Source organism: Pseudofulvibacter geojedonensis (genome assembly GCF_042675745.1).
GTDB classification, from domain to species: Bacteria; Bacteroidota; Bacteroidia; order Flavobacteriales; family Flavobacteriaceae; genus Pseudofulvibacter; species Pseudofulvibacter geojedonensis.
Genome location: NZ_JBHTJM010000010.1, coordinates 315,013 through 333,961, shown reverse-complemented (window position 1 = coordinate 333,961; position 18,949 = coordinate 315,013). Strand labels below are relative to the sequence as shown.

Below are 18,949 nucleotides of genomic sequence, written 5' to 3'. Positions count from 1 at the left end.
GCTATTAAACAAATTATTAAAGAATTACTATGAAGTTAGAAAACACAAAAGCACAAATGCGTAAAGGAGTGCTAGAGTACTGCATATTATCTATTTTAGATGGACATGATGCTTATGTAGCTGAAATTCTAGAAACGCTAAAAGACGCAAAAATGCTTGTAGTAGAAGGTACAATATACCCACTGCTTACAAGATTAAAGAATGCTGGATTACTTAACTACAGATGGGAAGAATCTACTTCTGGACCACCAAGAAAGTATTACACTTTAACAGAAAACGGAAAAACATTTTTAACAGAATTAACAAAAACTTGGGATAACCTACAACAAGCAGTAACAATTGTAACTAGCAAAAAAAACACTAACGATGAATAAGACAGTAAATATAAACTTAGGCGGTATGATTTTTCATATAGATGAAAATGCATACTTAAAATTACAAAACTACCTGAGTGCCGTAAAACGTTCTTTTGCTGGTGCGTCTGGTGAAGATGAAATAATTGCAGATATTGAAGCGAGAATAGCCGAGTTATTCTCTAATAAAATGCAAAATGAAAGACAAGTTATTGGTATAAACGAAGTAGATGAAATCATCAACATCATGGGGCAACCAGAAGATTATATGGTTGACGAAGATATTTTTGATGAAGTACCAAAAAGCAATACTTATAACAATAATAAAAGAAAATTATACAGAGATACCAATAATAAATATGTGGGAGGGGTTTCTTCCGGATTGGGGCATTACTTTGGAATTAACCCAATAATATTTAGACTATTATTCTTTATTCTAACATTCCCTACTGGTGGAGTAACAATTTTAATATATATACTTTTATGGGTATTAATTCCTGAAGCAAGAACCACCGCCGAGAAGATTGCAATGACTGGAGACCCTATTAATATTGAAAACATAGAGAAAAAAATTCGTGAGGGTTTTGATTCTGCTTCAGAGACCGTAAAAAATGTAGATTACCATAAATATGGAAACAAAGCACAAGATGGAATTTCTAAATTCTTTGACGCTTTAGGCTCTTTCTTTTTAAAACTAATAAAGGTTTTTGGTAAACTCTTTGGGGCATTTCTAGTTTTTATAGGAATTACTACATTAATTAGTTTAGTTATAGGATTGCTAACAGCGGGGTCTTTTAGCGTATTTGGATTTGATTTTTCTAACCAAATAGAACTTTATGATCAAACCTCTCAATGGCCAATGTGGTTAGTTGCTATTAGCGCGTTTTTTGCTGTAGGAATTCCAGCTTTTGTTATAGCTTATTTAGGTTTTAAAATTTTAATTAAAAACTTAAGGTCTATTGGTAATGTTACCAAAATAATCTTGTCTTTTGTATGGTTTTTATCATTAATAGGATTAATTGGATTTGGAGTAAAATCTGCTATAAGCACATCTAGCCAAGCACAGGTAACTATAAAAGAGGATTTACCTGTTACTAAAAACGACACCCTAAAAATACAAATGATTACCAACGAAAACTTCCCTACAGAAATGTACAGAAGAGGTAATGAACAATTTGTATACGACGAAAGTGATGTTAAGCACATCTTAGCTCAGGATATTAGATTAATTGTTAAATCTACTAAAGACTCTATTGCTAATATTAAAATTAGAAAAGAAGCTTACGGAAACAATCATCAATCTGCTAAACAAAGAGCCTTAGATATTGATTATCAATACTCTTTAGAAAATAACACATTATCTTTAAACAATTATCTATTAGCTAGTCCTGAACAAAAATACAACGAACAAGAAGTAGAAGTTACCTTGTATTTACCTGAGGGTATGGTTATGATTGCTGATGAGAACACGTATTATTACCATAGAAATACAGATCACTATAATGATATTCTAGAAAATGGTGATGAAGGTCACTACTTAGAAGTCTTAACTGGAGAAACAAAATGTTTAGATTGCCCAGAAAAAGATATTCATATTGAAGAAACAGAAAATGGAAGAGTTATTATTAATGAGAATGGTTTAAATATTAATATTAGCGAAGGAGACGAAAAAGGAAAAGTTATTATTGATGGTAATGGAATTGATATAGATGTTAATAATGACGAAGAATCTGTAAAAGTAAAAATTGATGAAAACGGAATTAAAATAAAAAAAGATAACGATTAAATGCAGTCAAGTCTAGCAATTACTTACTAGGACTCATCAACCTAAACCAACTAAAAGAGTAGTAATTGTTAGACTTTTTAAATCCTAACTTAAAAAAATCAAAAAATGACAGCTCTAGCAAAATTTTTAATCACTTTAATACTTAGCGTTTTTTTAGTTGGTTGTAATTTCAACCTACAAATTGATCCAGGTGTTAAAGGTAACGGGAACGTACAAACCGAAGAACGAATTGTAAATCAAGACTTTTCAAGTATTAAAGCTTCAAATGGTTTAGATGTATACATCACTCAAAGTACTGATAACCTAGTAAAGGTTCAAGCAGACGAGAACCTTCTTGAAATTATTAAAACAGAAGTTGTAAATGGATGCCTTGAAATTTATACCACCGAAAAAATAGATAAAAGTGAATCTAAAAAAATATTAGTCAATTTTACTGATATTAATGCTATTAAAGCATCTAGTGCTTCTCATGTTGCCGCTACCAACATTTTAAACACTGAAAAATTATCTTTACAAGCAAGTAGTGCTGCAACAGTTAAACTTACTGCAGAAGTAACTAATATTAGTTGCAAAGCTAGTAGTGCTGCAACTATTAAATTAAACGGAAAAACCAATTACATTGAAGCTAAAGCTTCTTCTGCTAGTACTATCAATGCCAAAAACATGTTAGCAGAAAATTGTTTGACGGACGCATCTAGTGCTTCTAGTATTAACGTAAACTGTACTTCTTCTATAGATGCCGAATCAAGTAGTGCTTCTTCTATTAGGTATAGCGGAAATCCGGCTAATGTGCAGAAAGACAACAGTTCTGCTGGAAGCATTAAAGCTTATTAAGCTCTAACTTATAAACATTATTTAGCCAACTAAAAAGTTGGCTTTTTTTATGTGTAAACTTTCATGATTGGGTAATAATGCTTACTTTTTGGCAATGTTTTTGTTTTAAACAATTAAACCTTATTAAAATTAACAATATGAAACTAAAATTGTTATTAGTAACATTTATAATAGCTAGTGTAGGATTTGCTCAGAAAAAAGAAAAGATAAAAGGGAATAAACTAGTAAAAGTTAAACAACATGAGTTAGCCGCCTTTAACTCTCTATCTATTAATGAAGATATAGAAGTTTTTATTTTAAAAGGTACTACTCCAATGATTGAAATTGAAGCAGATGAAAATTTACACGATATAATTTTATTCGATGTAGTTGATGAAAATTTATCGATAAAAACATCTCACAATATTACATCAAAAAAGAAATTGAGTATTCGTGTTACTTTTACAGATGTATTTAATAAAATTGAATTACAAAATAAAGCCGTATTGAACTCTTTAATAGATGTAGAGTTACCTAGCTTAAAGATTTACACAAGAGATGCTTCTAAACTATTTTTTACGGCAAAAGTTGAAGATTTCAAGCTATTTGCTCAAAAAAAATCTAAAATTGAACTCAACCTAAGTGGTGAAAATTGTAACATAGAAATGAGCGAATCCAGCGACATAAAAGCCTTAATTAATGTAAGCACCCTAAAATTTGATTTGTACCAAAAAGCAAATGCAAGAATAGAAGGTGAAACTGGCAACTTACAGTTAAGAGCAGATAATGCTACTAACTTTAGAGGTGATAAATTAACAGCTCAAGATTGTACTATGATAGCTGAAGGAAGTAGCGATTGCCATATAGAAGTTAAAGATAATTTATCCTTAGAAGCTTCTGGTTCTTCAGAAGTATACATTTACAATACTCCTAAAATTGATTTAAGAAAGTTTGCAGATTCTGCAAGACTCTATAAAAAATAAAAATCTATTATATAAAAAAGCCTTCAAGTAACTTGAAGGCTTTTTTATTCTTATCTCTTTTCTTAAGAAACCATTTCTGCTTCTTTAGCAGCTAAATAACGCTCAGCATCTAAGGCTGCCATACATCCTGTTCCTGCAGCAGTAATTGCTTGTCTGTATACATGATCTGCTGCATCTCCTGATACAAATACTCCAGGAACATTGGTTTTAGAGGAACCTGGTTCATTAATAATATATCCTGTTTCATCAAGAGTTATATAATCTTTAAAGATGTCTGTATTTGGTTTATGCCCAACTGCAACAAAGAATCCAGTGGCTGGAATATCTTGTTCCTCTCCAGTTTCTCTATTCTTAACTCTTGCACCAGTTACTCCGTAATCATCACCTAAAACTTCAACAGTTTCAGTATTTAATAAAATTTCAATATTCTCTGTGTTACGTACTCTGGCTTCCATAATCTTAGAGGCTCTAAACTCATCTCTTCTTACCAACATGGTAACTTTACTACATAGCTTAGATAAGTAATGAGCTTCTTCACAAGCTGAGTCTCCAGCTCCTACAATAATTACCTCTTGGTTTTTATAGAAGAAACCGTCACAAACAGCACAAGCAGAAACTCCTCCACCCATTTTTAAATACTTTTGCTCAGACTCTAATCCTAAGTACTTAGCAGAAGCCCCTGTAGAAATAATTACAGTATCACAATGAATTTCTTTTTCATCGTTAATCCACACTTTATGTACATCTCCAGAAAAGTCAACTTTAGTTATCCAACCATCTCTAACATCTGTTTCAAAACGCTCTGCTTGATTGCGTAACTCTATCATCATTTGTGGCCCTGTAATTCCTTCAGGGTAACCAGGAAAGTTTTCTACTTCATTGGTTGTAGTTAACTGTCCACCTGGTTGAGAACCTTGATACATGACTGGTTTCATGTTTGCTCTAGCTGCATAAATAGCTGCAGTATATCCTGCTGGACCTGATCCTATAATTAAGCACTTTACTCTTTCTATTGCTTCTGACATATTTCTTTTTTTTAATTGAGTTGGGGTTAATACGAAAACAAAAATAAAACATTCTAAGAGAACTAACTCCCTAGACTAAATCAATAATAATTATTGATTGATAAAATGTTTTTATTTAGGCTTCTTTTTTAGCGAAAAATGAGTAATATCCATTAATTGCCATAATAGCAGCATTGGTTAAAATAATTGGCAAGCCTACTCTTAAGCTTTCCATCATCAACCCATAAATAACAAACAATAAACATCCTACTATATTTATCATTCGTAACTTTTTAACATCTTTCATTGTAAAAGATATCAATACACATAATGAAGCTAAATAACCTACTATTTCTATTAATGTTATATCCATTTTCTTCTATTTAAATAAAACCATAGCAATGATACAAAAAAAGCCATTGCGGTTAACACAATGGCTTTATATTTATTATCGCAATCTAATTACGTAATCGGATTACGTTTTCTTTCATTTTCTGTTAAATGAACTTTTCTTAATCGTAAGAAATTAGGTGTTACCTCAACATATTCATCTTTTTGTATGTATTCTAAAGCCTCTTCTAATGAAAACTTAATTGCTGGTGCAATCTTAGCTTTATCATCTGCTCCCGCAGAGCGTACATTTGATAGCTTCTTAGTTTTAGTAACGTTTACTACTAAATCATTTCCTTTAGAATGCTCTCCAATAACCTGACCTTCATAAATTTCTTCTCCCGGATCGATAAAGAAACGCCCTCTATCTTGTAATTTGTCAATAGAATAAGGGATAGCAGTTCCTTTTTCCATAGAAATTAACGATCCTTTTTGTCTTTCTGGAATTCCTCCTTTAATAGGTTGATATTCTTTATAACGGTGAGCCATGATTGCCTCTCCTGCTGTAGCAGTTAATAACTGATTACGTAAACCTATAATTCCTCTAGATGGTATTATAAACTCACAAATCATTCTATCTCCTTTTGCTTCCATAGAAGTCATTTCTCCTTTACGTAAAGAAACCATTTCTACTGCCTTTCCTGAAACAGACTCAGGTAAATCTATAGTTAATTCCTCTACTGGCTCACACTTAACTCCATCAATCTCCTTAATAATTACTTGAGGTTGACCAATTTGAAGCTCATATCCTTCTCTACGCATTGTTTCTATTAAAACCGATAAGTGTAATACACCACGACCAAATACTAAAAACTTATCTGCACTACCAGTATCTTGAACTCTTAAGGCTAAGTTCTTTTCTAACTCTTTAGTTAAACGATCTTTAATATGACGAGATGTTACAAATTTACCATCTTTCCCAAAGAAAGGAGAGTCGTTAATGGTAAACAACATACTCATAGTTGGTTCATCAATTGCGATAGTTTGTAATGATTCTGGATTTTCAATATCAGCAATCGTGTCACCTATATCAAAACCTTCCAATCCAACTAATGCACAAATGTCACCAGCTTGAACCTCAGCAACTTTTTTACGTCCTAGCCCTTCAAAAACATGTAATTCTTTAATTTTTGATTTTACAATAGAACCATCTCGTTTACACAAAGAAATTTGCATTCCTTCTTTTAAAGTACCTCTAGTTAAACGACCAATAGCTATTCTTCCTGTAAATGAAGAATAATCTAAAGATGTAATTAGCATCTGGGTATTTCCTTCTGGTACTTTGTATTCTGGAATATGCTCTAAAACCATATCTAATAATGGTTCTATATTCTCTGTTTGGTTTTGCCAATCTTCACTCATCCAATTGTTCTTAGCAGAACCGTATACAGTAGGGAAATCCATTTGCCACTCTTCGGCTCCTAATTCGAACATTAAGTCGAATACTTTCTCATGAACCTCATCTGGCGTACAGTTTTCTTTATCAACCTTGTTTACAACTACACATGGTTTTAAACCTAAATCGATAGCTTTCTGTAATACAAAACGAGTCTGAGGCATTGGCCCTTCAAAAGCATCTACCAATAATAAAACCCCATCTGCCATATTTAATACACGCTCTACTTCTCCTCCGAAATCGGCGTGACCAGGTGTATCAATAATATTAATTTTAGTTCCTTTGTAAGTAACCGAAACGTTTTTAGAAGTAATAGTAATTCCCCTTTCACGCTCTAAATCGTTATTATCTAAAATTAAATCACCTGTATTTTCATTCTCACGAAATAACTGACAGTGATACATAATTTTATCTACCAAAGTAGTCTTACCGTGGTCTACGTGAGCAATAATTGCAATATTTTTAATGGTACTCATTTGTATTCTTTGCTTTTAAGGGCGCAAAAGTAGGTATTTATTTTGGTTTTATAACTACAGTTTCTCTTTAAATTAAACCGCTAACAAAAAGCTAACATTCAGCATTTTACACTCTACCTATTGAGTTTAGAATTATTTAACTAAAAATTGAATGATTAATGCTTAGATTTGCATAAAATTTTGAGACATGAACTTATCTTTAATTCCGAACATAAAACATACTAACAGTAATAACTTCTTTTTATTAGCAGGACCATGTGCTATAGAAAGTGAAGAAATGGCTTTACGAATAGCTGAAAAAGTAATTGGTATTACTGACAAGTTAGAAATACCTTATGTTTTTAAGGGGTCGTTTAGAAAAGCTAATCGCAGTAGATTAGATAGTTTTACTGGAATTGGAGATGAAAAAGCATTAAAAATTTTAAAGAAAGTATCAGACACATTTAATGTACCTACAGTAACAGATATCCACGAAGCATCAGATGCTGCCATGGCTGCAGAATATGTGGACGTTTTACAAATACCGGCTTTTTTAGTAAGACAGACTGATTTAGTAGTGGCTGCAGCTAAGACTGGAAAAGTGGTGAACTTAAAAAAAGGACAATTTATGAGTCCGGAAAGTATGCAACACGCTGTAACTAAAGTAAAAGAATCTGGAAATGAACAAGTGTGGGTTACCGATAGAGGAACAATGTTTGGTTACCAAGATATGATTGTAGACTTTAGAGGCATTCCTACTATGCGTAAGTTTGCTCCTACAGTTTTAGATGTTACTCATTCGTTACAGCAACCTAACCAAAGTACTGGTGTAACAGGTGGTAGACCTGATATGATTGAAACTATTGCCCGTGCTGGAGTAGTTAACAATGTAGACGGATTATTTATAGAAACCCATTTCGATCCTGCTAACGCAAAAAGCGACGGCGCTAATATGCTACACTTAGATCATTTAGAAGGTTTATTAAGTAATTTGGTAGCTATTAAAAAAACAGTGAATAGTTTATAATAATTTGGTTCATTTTTTGATGAATGTAAATTATGAAAAAACATTTACCTTCTCTTATTTTTCTTTTTACAATTTTCTCTTGCTCAAGATTATAGTAAAGTTGATGCTATAGTTGCTAAATACCCTAAAAAGTTTTCATCTATAAATGATTTAGCTCAAAAAATAAAGGATGATTTCACTTCTGAAGAAGATCGAGTTAGGGCAGCTTATTATTGGGTTTCTAATAATATTAGTTATGACTTCAAATACCTTGATAGCGGTAAAACACCTTATAAATCTATTCCTGACGACCACCAATATTCATCAAAATTAGCTAAACAAAAAAGAAAGTATGCAAACAAATGCTTTTCTTCTAAAAAAGCAATCTGTGAAGGCTACTCCCTTATTTTAAACTACATATATAAATATCTCCAAATAGAGTCTATTGTAATAGTGGGTGGCACCAAACAATATACTCGAAAAATTGGTAGAGTTAGAAGCTCCTCTAATCATGCCTGGAATGCAGTTAGAATAAACAATGAGTGGAAACTAATTGATGCTACTTGGTCTACAGGTAACTCGAGGAAAGTTCCTAATAAATTTGATTTTTCTGACGAATACTTTTTTACTCCTCCTGAAAATTTTATTCTTACTCACTATCCAGATAAAAAAGAATGGCAATTCTTAAAAAAAACTATCTCAAAAGAAACTTTTTATTATAACCCTATTTTTCATGGGACTTATTTTAACTCAGGTTTAAAAATCAATCAATTTCATAAAGGGTTAATTAAGATTAAAGATAAAAAAAGTATTAAACTTAATTTTACTGAAATAGATTCTACTAGATATTACAGTTATAAATTTAACAACCAAAAGTTCTCCAACGATTTAACATTTAAAAGGGAGAAGAACAGTTATTTTGTAGATATTCCTTTACCATCGAAAAGACCAAGAGAATTAATTATATATGACGAGATTCATGGTATTATTGAATTTAAACTTATTCCTTAATACAAACTCTTTGTTCTTTCTAATACTTGAACCAAAACCTCAACATTAATATCATCTACGGAAGTATAACGTAGTGAAACCATTTTTTTACGCTTCTCTCCTATCAAGTATTCTTGGTGTACATCTATTAGTTTTCCTTTTACCAAACCTACATCTACATATTGTTTTTTATGGCTAGCATTGAAATAACAAAACGGTTTTCCCTCATAATAATAAAAAGGTATCTTCCATTTATATTTTAATTCTAACCCGGGAATTGTTTGCTCTATTATCAACTGCAATTGTAATAAAATAGTTCTGTACGGTTCTGGTTGTTTCAATATGTAATTCTCTGCTGGATTCAATTTTCATTAATTTTTAATTCGTTATTCCCCCCTCACCCTATCCCTCTCCCCTAGGAGAGGGAATTTGAAAATCTTAAATTTTTCTGAAAATTAGAAAAGAGATTTGGAAAATGATAAAAATCAATTAACTTTGTTTTTCAAAGTACTTTTATTATGACTCAACAAGACTACCTAAAAGACCTTTCAGAAATTAAAGATCTAATGAATAAATCATCTAGGTTTATCTCACTTAGTGGTTTATCTGGTATACTAGCAGGAACTTATGCTTTAATAGGTGCTGCTGTTGCCTATTGGTTGGTAACAACTTATAGTAATGGTGTTTTAATTCTTGATGGATGGATTTTTAGATCTTGTCTTTTAACCTTAGTACTAGTAGCTGTATTTAGCATTATCACAGGTATATTGTTAACCACCAGAAAAGCAAAACAACAAGGAGCTAAAATATGGGATAGTACTTCTAAACGCTTAGTCTTGAATTTTATAATTCCGTTAGTAGTTGGAGGTTTATATATACTAATTATTCTAAGTCAAGGAAAGTACGGACAGTCTGGCGGGCTAATGCTTATCTTTTATGGTTTGGCTTTAGTAAACGCATCAAAATATAGCATTGGAGATATTAGATACTTAGGATACATACAACTGGTTTTAGGATTAATTGGAGCTTGGCAACCAGGCTTTGGTTTTTGGTTATGGGTTTTGGGTTTTGGAGTAATGCATATTATTTATGGAAGTTGGATGCATTTTAAATATGACACTAAATAATTTTTATAGTTGTAGTATTACTATAAGTTTGCAAGATTATGTCTAAAAACATCATTCAACATATTAACAAGATTTTTGACCATAGAATACGCTTAGGTATTATGTCTATTTTGATGGTGAATGAGTATGCAGAATTCAATACTTTAAAAGAATTACTAGGTGCTACAGATGGTAATTTAGCTAGCCATATAAAAGCCTTAGAAAAAGCAGAGTTCATTAATATTGAAAAACAATTTATTGGTAAAAAACCCAATACTCGTTATAGCACTACTCCACTAGGTAGGCAAGAATTTAAAAAACACATTGCAGCAATTGAAAAACTAATAAAAGGGTAAAGATATTTTTTTGTCTTTTTACTTTGAAAAACAAAGTACTTTATAAATGAAATTTAGGAAACAACTCATTAATTGGCTATTTATTATATCTCAAAAGATATACACACAATTATTCAAAAAACATCAGCCGTGGAATATTCATAAAAAGGATCTTTTACAATTACCCAAAGATAGTTTTGGATATCATCTAGGAAGCTTTTTACAGAAAAACGGATTTGAACTCATACCTAAAGTAGAACGTCATGACGCTTACCATGTCTTAACAGGATACAGTACCAACGTAGAAGATGAAATTGCTTTACAATGGTTATGCTTTGGTAACGGAAAAAGAAGTAAGTATATGTATGGAGTCATCATATTAGGCACTGTAATCTTACCTGACTATTACCAATATTACAAAAAATCTTATCGAAAAGGTAAACAAGCTAATACCTTTCATCATTTAGACTATAAAGAATTATTGCAGACACCCATAGAAGACTTACGCCGTTGTTTTTTTACTAATGAAGAAGTTAAAAAACTTAGACAAACTCAATTAGACAACAGTACAATTTAAACATCAGTATTATGGAACAAACACCTATCACACAAAACAAATTCGGCCACTGGTTAAAAACATCTATCACAGCCAGAATGATTATGATTGCTACTATTATTCTTGTTTTATTAATTCCACTAGCTTTTGTAAAAGAGTTAATTAGAGAACGAGAATTTAGACAAACAGATGTAGTAAACGAAATAAATGAAAAATGGGGATCAGAAGTTACACTCTATGGACCTATTTTAAAAGTTCCTTATAAAACCTATAAAGAAAAATCGGTTTTTAACCCAGACACCAAACAGTATGTTGTAGAAAAAGAAAGTTTTATGAACTATGCTTACTTCTTCCCTAAGAAATTAGATTATAATGCTCAAGCCAAATCTAAAACTAAAAAAAGAAACAACTTCGAATCGGTAGTTTACGAAAGTAATATAACTATAACAGGTGCTTTTAACAAGCCTAATTTTAGCTCCAAGTCTATAAAAGATGAAGACATTATTTGGAATAAATCCTCAATAGTTTTTAAAACCTCTAACTTAAAAGGGATTAAAAGTCAAGTTGCCATTCAACTCAACAAACACAGTTATGATTTTGAAACCAATTATCATTCAGAGAAGCAAAACCGTTATGATTTAGATGAACTAGAAAGTAGTTATCTAAAATTAGAAAACCTCGATTTTTCAAAGCCTCAAAGTTTTACGATGAACCTAGCTTATAACGGTAGTAAGAGTATGAAGTTTATACCTATTGGAAAAACCACAACAGCGAAAATGACTTCTAATTGGGTAAACCCGAGTTTTACTGGTAATTTTTTACCTCAAGATGAAGGCGAAAAAGTAAGCAAAGACGGATTTAAAGCCAACTGGAAAGTACTTGATATTAACAGACCTTTTTCTCAACAATTCTTTAATCATTTACCTAACTTAAATGAATATGCTTTTGGCACTAACTTTATAGTTCCGGTAGATGAATACCAAAAAAGTGATCGTTCTACCAAATACGGTTTTATGGTAATTGGTTTAACCTTTCTTATTTTCTTTTTAATTCAGACTATGAGCAAGATTAACATACATCCGTTTCAGTATGTAATGATTGGTGTTGCCCTAGTTATGTTTTACACTTTATTAATATCAATATCTGAGCACTCAAGCTTTTTAAAAGCTTATTTAATTGCCGGAACAGCAGTAATTACATTAATAACATTATACTCTAAATCCATCTTAAAAAACATCAAGTTTCCTGTATTAATAGGTACTTGTTTAACTGTTCTGTACGGATTTATTTTTGTAATTATTCAATTAGAAAATTACGCCTTACTAGTTGGTAGTGTAGGTTTATTTACCATACTAGCCGTAGTTATGTTTGTTTCTAGAAAGATTGATTGGAATAACGGTTAGTTTATTTTGGGCGTTACCCCGATTCACTTCGGGGTCGCGCTTTCATTACTCGCTTTTTTACCAACCGTAAAAAGAGCTTAAACAAACCGTTCAATCGCTAACGCAAAACTTATACTTAAAATGAAAATCAAGCAATATTTAAAAAATTGGTATTCAAATTCAAGAATGCTACTTAACATTACAATATCTCTTTTTGCATTCTTATTATTAGAAATATTCAATTTAAGAACATTAAAGAGAATAGTATTCAAAGTTCCTTTCAAAACCTTGCTACTTATATGCACTTCAGTTTTATTATGCTTACTAATTTGTAATCACATTATTGAACAAAAAACGCAACTAAAAACCTATTCTAATGTTTGTGCTATTCCAAAAAACAAAGTCGGATTACTATTGGGGGCAAGCAAATATATAGGTAATGGACGTATAAATCCATACTACCAATACAGAATAGATGCTGCAATAGAACTCTATAATTCAGGAAAAATTACTCACCTGCTTATAAGTGGCGATAATAGCCGAAAAGGATATGACGAACCAACAGATTTTAAAACTGACTTAATAGCCTTAGGAATCCCTTCAGATAAAATTTATTTAGACTATGCTGGCTTTAGAACTTTAGACTCTATAGTTAGAGCTAAAGAAATCTTCAATCTTAAAAGTTTCACTATTATATCTCAAAATTTCCACAACAAAAGAGCCATCTATTTAGCCGAAAAACACGGATTATCAGTTATAGCCTTTAATGCTAAGGATGTTATAGGAAGACAAGGTGATAAAACGAATAAAAGAGAATATTTAGCTAGAGTTAAAGCAGTAATAGATATACTACTAAAAATAAAACCTAAGTATTTAGGCTCAAAAGTTTTAATTAAATAAATTATGTACACACCTGTTAACATTTCAAAATTAATAGCTGGTATCAGTTTTATTCTTGGCACTTTACTTTTAGTACTATTCTTATTTTTTAAATCCAAGGTTATAATTGGTATTGGCATATACTATGTTCTAGCTGCTTTAGTTATCAATTTACTTTTATTTATTGGTTTAATAGGTAATTTAATTACAAATCAAAAAAATAGGTTTAACACACTAAAAGCTATTGGAATAACATTAATTAATCTCCCGATTGCCATAGGCTATTTCTTTATCGTTTTAAACACTTTATAAATATGTTTTTATTTAATAAAAAATCATTCTTAATTGCTATCACCTTCATATTTATAGAGATAGCGATTGCTATATTCTTTAAAAATGGTTTTATAAGACATACCTTTGGAGATTACCTAGTAGTTATTCTTTTATATTTTTTACTAAGAAGTTTTTTAAATATCTCTAAAAACACCACTGCTTCAATCACTTTATTAATTGCCTTTGCTGTAGAACTTGTTCAGTTAACTCCATTTTTAAAAGCACTTGGATTACAAAATCATACACTTGCTAATTTAATATTCGGAAACACTTTTTCTATATCAGATTTATTAGCTTATACATTAGGTTACTTAACTATCTTATTTTTTAATTCTTCCATCTATGAAAACTTTATTCACCAAGCAAAACACCGTAGTTAGCATCAATATTATTTTTTGTATGATAATAATGTTATTACGCGTTAAATACACCCAAAGCATTACCTATATGTTTTTAATCTGGAACCTATTTTTAGCTGGAATTCCGTATGCTATTTCACAATTATTACGAATTAATTATTGGGTAAAACACAAATCGATTCTATTACTAACCAGTTTAAGCATTTGGCTTTTATTCTTACCTAATTCTCCATACATTATAACCGATTTAATTCACCTCAATCATATCAATTCTGGTATTATTTGGTTTGATGCTTTTCTTATTTTCTTGTTTGCAGCTAATGGTTTACTACTAGCGATTCTTTCTATGGTAGATGTTTATATAATACTGAAAGAAAAATGGAATACTACTTTCGCATCAATTAGTATTGTAATAATTTCATTCTTATCTGGGTTTGGTATTTACTTAGGCAGGTACTTACGCTGGAACTCTTGGGAGCTATTTACCCAACCCAATCATTTACTAAAAGATATTATCATCAGCTTACAAAATACCAAAGCAATAGGTGTAACTATCTGTATGGCAAGTCTGCTTTTATTATTATTCGTTTCGTACTTACATTTATTGCACAAAAAAAACAGCCTCTAATTAAGAGGCTGTTTTTTTATATTCCAAAATATTATTTTTATTCTTTACCGTCTACATAATCTTGCAAATAAGCATAACGCTCTGTTAACTTACCATCTGAGGTAGTCATTTTAGCTCTTTCTAAAACACCATCTTTATCACCATTATAAAAAGCAGGAATTACATGCTCTAAAAACATCTCCCCAAAACCTTCACTAGCATCTTTTGGCAGTTCACAAGGTAAATTATCAACTGCCATTACAACAATTGCTCTTTCATCCATAAAATCTATTTCAGATTCAGTCTCAGGGTCATACCCGTAAATAGGATCTGCAATGGTAGAAGGACGTATAGTACAAGCTACCGGCCCATCAATATCACAAGATACGTCTGCAACAACTTTAATATTAAAATCTTCTGATTTACAATCTTCTCTGGTGAATAAAAATGGAGCACTATTATCGTAAAAATGCCCTGCTATAAAATAGTTTGTTACTTTAGCAAAACGCATAAAATTAGACTCATATTCTCCTGCATTATTATAGAAGTCGTATTTATCTAATACTTGTCCGTCTTTACGTTTATTATAATCTAATACATCTATTTTACAATAAACGGCTTCACTAAACGAATCATTTAAATATTGCTCTATTGTAACTTCTTTAATCTTTAAATGATCAAGAATTTCTTTAGCTCCATGAGCAACTTTACCATTACCAGTTAAACAAATTTTAATGGCTGGCAATTCTAATTTATCTAATTCTTGTTTCATTTCACTTAGATTAGATAAATGCTCTGCCTTAGGCATGTTCCATAAATTATATTTCTTTCCGTATGCTATAAAACCATTATAAGCACCTACTATACCTGCATAGCGACCAAAACCAATCAATCTAGAACCAGAAGGTTTAGTTATTGTTTCATGGTCATACAATTCTATATTTTTTGCCAATACAGCTTGTAATAACTTTCTATTGTAAGGTGCTTTCTTAATTGTATGCGAAAAGAAAAAGTATTTTTTATTTGGAATTAAAGCATCAACCGGAACTTCTTTTACACCCAACATAACTTCGCAATCTGTAACATCAGTAATTGGCATAAATCCCTCTTGAGCATATTGTTCATCTTTAAAAAAACGAATATCTGAAGACTCTACTTCTATTGATGCATCAGGATATTTTTGCTCAACCTCCTTACACATTGCTGGAGGAAATACTACTCTTCTATCTGGTGGGTTTTTACGTTCTTTTATGATTGAAAACTTCATTACAAGCTCTTTTTAGGGTGTTTATTTCTGTTACAAATATAAAATTTTGAGCTAAATATAGCTAAATAAATAACAATACAACCTTCTAGGACCTTCTAGATTATACATTTTTATGAAAAAAATAATTTTAGTGTAACTTTTTATTTTATTTCTCTACTAATTTTATAGATTTGTATTCTGTTCTATGAAATAATGGGGTCGACCGGTTTTGACAGCGAGACCAATGAATTAATAAGCATGTCGAGCATTGATATACAGCTCGTAAATAATGATATCAACTTTTTTAAACGGCGAGAATAACTACGCTTTAGCTGCTTAATATCTGAATTATAGTAAGATCAAGCCTCGGTACACAAGGTGTACAAGCTAAATGTCTGCTGAAAGCCTTGGCTAACGGCGTTCTATTTACAGGCATCGTAAAAGTTGGCATAGAAACTTTAAAGCTTCGGTAAAGTTTCGAAATTTAGAAGATAAGGATAGTATTGGCAGTTTTTGGTCTAGTGCTATTTCGAAAATCAAACAAAAACTAAGCATGTAGAAAGTTACTTTATTGCTTGTTTGGACGAGAGTTCGATTCTCTCCGACTCCACTATAATAAATTCATAATAACTATTTAGTTATTTTCATGAAGTGGTTTATAATTAAGGGGTTAATAAAAACTACTTTAAAAGCATCTCGGTTAAAAGAGATGCTTTTTTTATGAATAAAAAAAGTGGTTTTAAAAAACCACTTGTAAATCATTTCTTTTTTTTCCAACTTGTGTAGCCACCATCTAAATCGTAAACTTCTTTAAAACCCATTTTATTTAATATATGGGCCGCTTTATTACTCCTTCCTCCAGCTTTACAATAAACTACTACTACTTTGTTTTTGTCTAGTTTGGCAACTTGTTGCTTAAAGTTCTTATCAAAAAAATTAATTTCAATAGCCTTGTCTATTTTTCCGTTTGCAACCTCACTAGGTGTTCTTACGTCTAGTATTTGAACATTTTCAGAATCAATCACCTCTGAAAACTCATTTACACCAACAACTTTAATCCCGTCTGATTGCTTTTCTTTACAAGAAAAGAAAATACAAACTACAGCTAAGAAAAACTTTTTAATCATGATTTTTAATTATGTGACACTTCTCCTGCCCACTCCATAAAACCTCCAACTAAATTAAAAGTATTAGGAATAGCACACATTTGATTCATTACTGCACAAGCCTGAGAGCTTCTTCCTCCTGATCGGCAATACACATAATAATTTTTAGATTTATCTAACTCGTTTATTTGATCTAAAAATTGTTGTGGCTCTCGAACATCTATATTAATTGCATTAGGAATAAAACCTTCTTCTACTTCTTCTTGTGTTCTTACATCTAAAACAATAGCATTGTCATCTTTTGCTAATTGTTCTGCCCATTCTTTCTGATTTAAATCGGTCATTTCTTTTTATTTGGGGTTAATTTATAATTCTGACGGACAAACATAGCTTGTCGTTTTTATGTCTGTTTTCTTTATGGCTCCAAATCCACCTTCTATATTCACTACATTTTTTATGCCATTACTTTTCAAAATAGAAGCATGAATTAAAGATCGGTATCCTCCTGCACAGTGAATATGATACCTTTTGCTAGCATCTAACTCTTTTACATGTTCATGTACTGTACTCAATGGTAAGTGAGTAATTCCTTCTATATGTTGTGCTTGATATTCTCCTATTTTTCTAACATCTAAAGGATTCTCTACTTTTCCCTCATTTATTTCTTTCTCAAAATCTTCAGCAGAAATTGATTCTGTAATATCAATAGCATACCCAGCTTCTTCCCAAGCTTGCATTCCTCCTTCTAAATAACCCAAAGAGTTATCATAGCCTACTCTAGCTAACCTTGTAACTACTTCTGATTCTCTTCCTTCTGGAGCAATAAATATTATTTTTTGGTTAAGATCTTCTATTAAAGTACCTACCCATGGTGCAAAACCTCCAGTTATACCAAAATACCAAGCACCTTCTATACTCCCTTTTACATAATCTTGGGGAGAACGAGCATCTATTACTAATATATCTTTTTGTTGTGCTAACTCAGCAAATGTTTTAGCATCTAATGCTGCAGTACCTTTAGAAATAATTGCATCTATCTGTACATTTACTCCTTTATTCATCGCTACATTTTTTGGAAAATATTGTGGTGGAGTAGCTAATCCAGTAGTTAATTCTTTTATAAAATCTTCTTTGCTTAGATCAGTTTGCAGAGCATAATTAACTTTTTTCTGATTACCCAAAGTATCAAAAGTTTCTTTACTCATATTTTTACCACAAGCACTTCCTGCACCATGAGCTGGATAAACAGTTACATTATCAGGCAACACCATTAATTTTGTACGCAAACTATCGTATAAATGTCCCGCCAAATCTTCAGTAGTTAGATTGCTTTTAACCGCTAAATCTGGCCTTCCCACATCTCCAATAAACAGGGTATCACCTGTAAAAACAGCTGTTTCTTTTCCGTTTGCATCCTTTAACAAATAACAAGAAGATTCCATGGTATGACCTGGAGTATGTAACAAGGTAAGTGTAACATCACCTATTTTAAACTCTTCTCCATCTGTACCAGAATGAATATCGAACTCTGTAGTTGCATTAGGACCAAATACAATTGTAGCTCCAGTCTGTTGAGCTAAATCTACATGCCCAGAAACAAAATCGGCATGAAAATGTGTTAAAAACACATATTTAATAGTTGCATTATCTTGTTTTGCTCTATCTATGTATGGCTGAGTTTCTCTTAACGGGTCTATAATTACTGCTTCTCCGTTAGACTCTATATAGTAAGCTGCTTCTGCCAAGCATTTGGTATATAATTGTTCTACTGTCATTTATCTTTCTGTTATTGGAAGGCAAATATACCTATTTTTTATGAGTTATTAAACATAAAAAACCGAGCGCATCACTCGGTTTTCCTATA

Annotated in this window: 21 protein-coding genes and 1 other RNA gene; 14 read left to right on the top strand and 8 right to left on the bottom strand. The window is 31.3% G+C overall.

Features of this window, described 5'->3' with window-relative positions; translation table 11 throughout:
* Positions 1–29: 29 nt before the first annotated feature.
* The 4 genes from ACFQ1O_RS13520 to ACFQ1O_RS13505 all read left to right on the top strand — a co-directional run bounded on the left by ACFQ1O_RS13520 (position 30) and on the right by ACFQ1O_RS13505 (position 3,935).
* Positions 30–374: a PadR family transcriptional regulator gene (locus ACFQ1O_RS13520; RefSeq protein ID WP_377716772.1), complete on the top strand. Its 345-nt coding sequence runs from the start codon at positions 30–32 to the stop codon at positions 372–374.
* Positions 367–2,139, top strand: a complete 1,773-nt coding sequence (locus ACFQ1O_RS13515; RefSeq protein ID WP_377716770.1) for a PspC domain-containing protein — start codon at positions 367–369, stop codon at positions 2,137–2,139. The genes ACFQ1O_RS13520 and ACFQ1O_RS13515 overlap by 8 nt, the downstream gene beginning before the upstream one ends.
* A 105-nt stretch (positions 2,140–2,244) precedes the next feature.
* Positions 2,245–2,973, top strand: a complete 729-nt coding sequence (locus tag ACFQ1O_RS13510; RefSeq protein WP_377716768.1) for a head GIN domain-containing protein — start codon at positions 2,245–2,247, stop codon at positions 2,971–2,973.
* Positions 2,974–3,110: 137 nt separating this feature from the next.
* Complete coding sequence (locus tag ACFQ1O_RS13505) at positions 3,111–3,935, top strand: GIN domain-containing protein (RefSeq protein ID WP_377716766.1); 825 nt, start codon at positions 3,111–3,113, stop codon at positions 3,933–3,935.
* 62 nt (positions 3,936–3,997) lie between these two features.
* Here the strand turns inward: ACFQ1O_RS13505 and trxB are convergent, their stop codons facing one another.
* The 3 genes from trxB to typA all read right to left on the bottom strand — a co-directional run bounded on the left by trxB (position 3,998) and on the right by typA (position 7,201).
* Positions 3,998–4,960 carry a thioredoxin-disulfide reductase gene (gene trxB / locus ACFQ1O_RS13500; RefSeq protein ID WP_377716764.1) on the bottom strand — a complete coding sequence of 321 codons (963 nt, stop codon included), beginning with the start codon at positions 4,958–4,960 and terminating at the stop codon, positions 3,998–4,000.
* Between the two features lie 115 nt (positions 4,961–5,075).
* On the bottom strand, positions 5,076–5,312 hold the full coding sequence (locus tag ACFQ1O_RS13495) for a uroporphyrinogen decarboxylase (protein ID WP_377716762.1): 237 nt from the start codon (positions 5,310–5,312) through the stop codon (positions 5,076–5,078).
* An 89-nt stretch (positions 5,313–5,401) separates the two neighbouring features.
* Positions 5,402–7,201 (bottom strand): translational GTPase TypA, encoded by a 1,800-nt coding sequence (gene typA, locus ACFQ1O_RS13490; RefSeq protein WP_377716760.1) that lies wholly within the window; start codon positions 7,199–7,201, stop codon positions 5,402–5,404.
* A gap of 187 nt (positions 7,202–7,388) precedes the next feature.
* Here typA and kdsA point away from each other — a divergent pair, with 187 nt between their 5' ends.
* Both kdsA and ACFQ1O_RS13480 read left to right on the top strand, forming a co-directional pair.
* Complete coding sequence (gene kdsA / locus ACFQ1O_RS13485; RefSeq protein ID WP_377716758.1) at positions 7,389–8,207, top strand: 3-deoxy-8-phosphooctulonate synthase; 819 nt, start codon at positions 7,389–7,391, stop codon at positions 8,205–8,207.
* Between the two features lie 42 nt (positions 8,208–8,249).
* A complete protein-coding gene (locus tag ACFQ1O_RS13480; RefSeq protein WP_377716891.1) occupies positions 8,250–9,197 on the top strand; it encodes a transglutaminase domain-containing protein in 948 nt (315 codons plus the stop codon).
* On the opposite strand, the gene ACFQ1O_RS13475 is transcribed toward ACFQ1O_RS13480, so the two are convergent.
* On the bottom strand, positions 9,194–9,541 hold the full coding sequence (locus ACFQ1O_RS13475; RefSeq protein WP_377716756.1) for a DUF1801 domain-containing protein: 348 nt from the start codon (positions 9,539–9,541) through the stop codon (positions 9,194–9,196). The genes ACFQ1O_RS13480 and ACFQ1O_RS13475 overlap by 4 nt on opposite strands.
* Before the next feature lie 153 nt (positions 9,542–9,694).
* Between ACFQ1O_RS13475 and ACFQ1O_RS13470 the strand changes: the two genes are divergently transcribed.
* From ACFQ1O_RS13470 to ACFQ1O_RS13440, 7 genes are all read left to right on the top strand, one after another.
* Positions 9,695–10,303 (top strand): hypothetical protein, encoded by a 609-nt coding sequence (locus ACFQ1O_RS13470; protein ID WP_377716754.1) that lies wholly within the window; start codon positions 9,695–9,697, stop codon positions 10,301–10,303.
* A 38-nt stretch (positions 10,304–10,341) separates the two neighbouring features.
* Positions 10,342–10,638 carry a winged helix-turn-helix domain-containing protein gene (locus tag ACFQ1O_RS13465; protein WP_377716752.1) on the top strand — a complete coding sequence of 99 codons (297 nt, stop codon included), beginning with the start codon at positions 10,342–10,344 and terminating at the stop codon, positions 10,636–10,638.
* A gap of 46 nt (positions 10,639–10,684) precedes the next feature.
* A complete protein-coding gene (locus ACFQ1O_RS13460) occupies positions 10,685–11,194 on the top strand; it encodes a Coq4 family protein (protein WP_377716750.1) in 510 nt (169 codons plus the stop codon).
* An 11-nt stretch (positions 11,195–11,205) separates the two neighbouring features.
* Entirely contained in the window at positions 11,206–12,576 is a 1,371-nt protein-coding gene (gene creD / locus ACFQ1O_RS13455; protein WP_377716748.1) for a cell envelope integrity protein CreD, read from the top strand.
* Positions 12,577–12,741: 165 nt separating this feature from the next.
* Positions 12,742–13,455 (top strand): SanA/YdcF family protein, encoded by a 714-nt coding sequence (locus ACFQ1O_RS13450; RefSeq protein ID WP_377716746.1) that lies wholly within the window; start codon positions 12,742–12,744, stop codon positions 13,453–13,455.
* A gap of 293 nt (positions 13,456–13,748) precedes the next feature.
* Positions 13,749–14,147 (top strand): ribosomal maturation YjgA family protein, encoded by a 399-nt coding sequence (locus tag ACFQ1O_RS13445; RefSeq protein ID WP_377716744.1) that lies wholly within the window; start codon positions 13,749–13,751, stop codon positions 14,145–14,147.
* Positions 14,110–14,754: a DUF1361 domain-containing protein gene (locus ACFQ1O_RS13440; protein ID WP_377716742.1), complete on the top strand. Its 645-nt coding sequence runs from the start codon at positions 14,110–14,112 to the stop codon at positions 14,752–14,754. Before ACFQ1O_RS13445 ends, ACFQ1O_RS13440 begins: the two co-directional genes overlap by 38 nt.
* 37 nt (positions 14,755–14,791) lie before the next feature.
* Here ACFQ1O_RS13440 and ACFQ1O_RS13435 read toward each other — a convergent pair whose 3' ends face one another.
* On the bottom strand, positions 14,792–16,000 hold the full coding sequence (locus ACFQ1O_RS13435) for an NAD(P)-dependent oxidoreductase (RefSeq protein ID WP_377716740.1): 1,209 nt from the start codon (positions 15,998–16,000) through the stop codon (positions 14,792–14,794).
* A gap of 194 nt (positions 16,001–16,194) precedes the next feature.
* Here ACFQ1O_RS13435 and ssrA point away from each other — a divergent pair.
* Positions 16,195–16,592, top strand: a transfer-messenger RNA (tmRNA) gene (gene ssrA / locus ACFQ1O_RS13430).
* A 145-nt stretch (positions 16,593–16,737) separates the two neighbouring features.
* Here ssrA and ACFQ1O_RS13425 read toward each other — a convergent pair.
* Genes ACFQ1O_RS13425 through ACFQ1O_RS13415 form a run of 3 tightly spaced genes read right to left on the bottom strand, consistent with a single transcriptional unit; the run spans position 16,738 to position 18,860 of the window.
* Complete coding sequence (locus tag ACFQ1O_RS13425) at positions 16,738–17,106, bottom strand: rhodanese-like domain-containing protein (RefSeq protein ID WP_377716738.1); 369 nt, start codon at positions 17,104–17,106, stop codon at positions 16,738–16,740.
* Between the two features lie 5 nt (positions 17,107–17,111).
* On the bottom strand, positions 17,112–17,429 hold the full coding sequence (locus tag ACFQ1O_RS13420; protein ID WP_377716736.1) for a rhodanese-like domain-containing protein: 318 nt from the start codon (positions 17,427–17,429) through the stop codon (positions 17,112–17,114).
* A gap of 21 nt (positions 17,430–17,450) precedes the next feature.
* Positions 17,451–18,860: an MBL fold metallo-hydrolase gene (locus ACFQ1O_RS13415; RefSeq protein ID WP_377716733.1), complete on the bottom strand. Its 1,410-nt coding sequence runs from the start codon at positions 18,858–18,860 to the stop codon at positions 17,451–17,453.
* Positions 18,861–18,949: the final 89 nt, after the last annotated feature.

Coding starts and splice junctions, on each gene's coding strand:
- ACFQ1O_RS13425 (WP_377716738.1), bottom strand. CDS start 17,106: ATGATTAAAAAGTTTTTCTTAGCTGTAGTTTGTATTTTCTTTTCTTGT.
- kdsA (WP_377716758.1), top strand. CDS start 7,389: ATGAACTTATCTTTAATTCCGAACATAAAACATACTAACAGTAATAAC.
- ACFQ1O_RS13415 (WP_377716733.1), bottom strand. CDS start 18,860: ATGACAGTAGAACAATTATATACCAAATGCTTGGCAGAAGCAGCTTAC.
- trxB (WP_377716764.1), bottom strand. CDS start 4,960: ATGTCAGAAGCAATAGAAAGAGTAAAGTGCTTAATTATAGGATCAGGT.
- ACFQ1O_RS13515 (WP_377716770.1), top strand. CDS start 367: ATGAATAAGACAGTAAATATAAACTTAGGCGGTATGATTTTTCATATA.
- typA (WP_377716760.1), bottom strand. CDS start 7,201: ATGAGTACCATTAAAAATATTGCAATTATTGCTCACGTAGACCACGGT.
- ACFQ1O_RS13450 (WP_377716746.1), top strand. CDS start 12,742: ATGCTACTTAACATTACAATATCTCTTTTTGCATTCTTATTATTAGAA.
- ACFQ1O_RS13510 (WP_377716768.1), top strand. CDS start 2,245: ATGACAGCTCTAGCAAAATTTTTAATCACTTTAATACTTAGCGTTTTT.
- ACFQ1O_RS13460 (WP_377716750.1), top strand. CDS start 10,685: ATGAAATTTAGGAAACAACTCATTAATTGGCTATTTATTATATCTCAA.
- ACFQ1O_RS13465 (WP_377716752.1), top strand. CDS start 10,342: ATGTCTAAAAACATCATTCAACATATTAACAAGATTTTTGACCATAGA.
- ACFQ1O_RS13505 (WP_377716766.1), top strand. CDS start 3,111: ATGAAACTAAAATTGTTATTAGTAACATTTATAATAGCTAGTGTAGGA.
- ACFQ1O_RS13495 (WP_377716762.1), bottom strand. CDS start 5,312: ATGGATATAACATTAATAGAAATAGTAGGTTATTTAGCTTCATTATGT.
- ACFQ1O_RS13440 (WP_377716742.1), top strand. CDS start 14,110: ATGAAAACTTTATTCACCAAGCAAAACACCGTAGTTAGCATCAATATT.
- ACFQ1O_RS13520 (WP_377716772.1), top strand. CDS start 30: ATGAAGTTAGAAAACACAAAAGCACAAATGCGTAAAGGAGTGCTAGAG.
- ACFQ1O_RS13420 (WP_377716736.1), bottom strand. CDS start 17,429: ATGACCGATTTAAATCAGAAAGAATGGGCAGAACAATTAGCAAAAGAT.
- ACFQ1O_RS13445 (WP_377716744.1), top strand. CDS start 13,749: ATGTTTTTATTTAATAAAAAATCATTCTTAATTGCTATCACCTTCATA.
- ACFQ1O_RS13435 (WP_377716740.1), bottom strand. CDS start 16,000: ATGAAGTTTTCAATCATAAAAGAACGTAAAAACCCACCAGATAGAAGA.
- ACFQ1O_RS13470 (WP_377716754.1), top strand. CDS start 9,695: ATGACTCAACAAGACTACCTAAAAGACCTTTCAGAAATTAAAGATCTA.
- creD (WP_377716748.1), top strand. CDS start 11,206: ATGGAACAAACACCTATCACACAAAACAAATTCGGCCACTGGTTAAAA.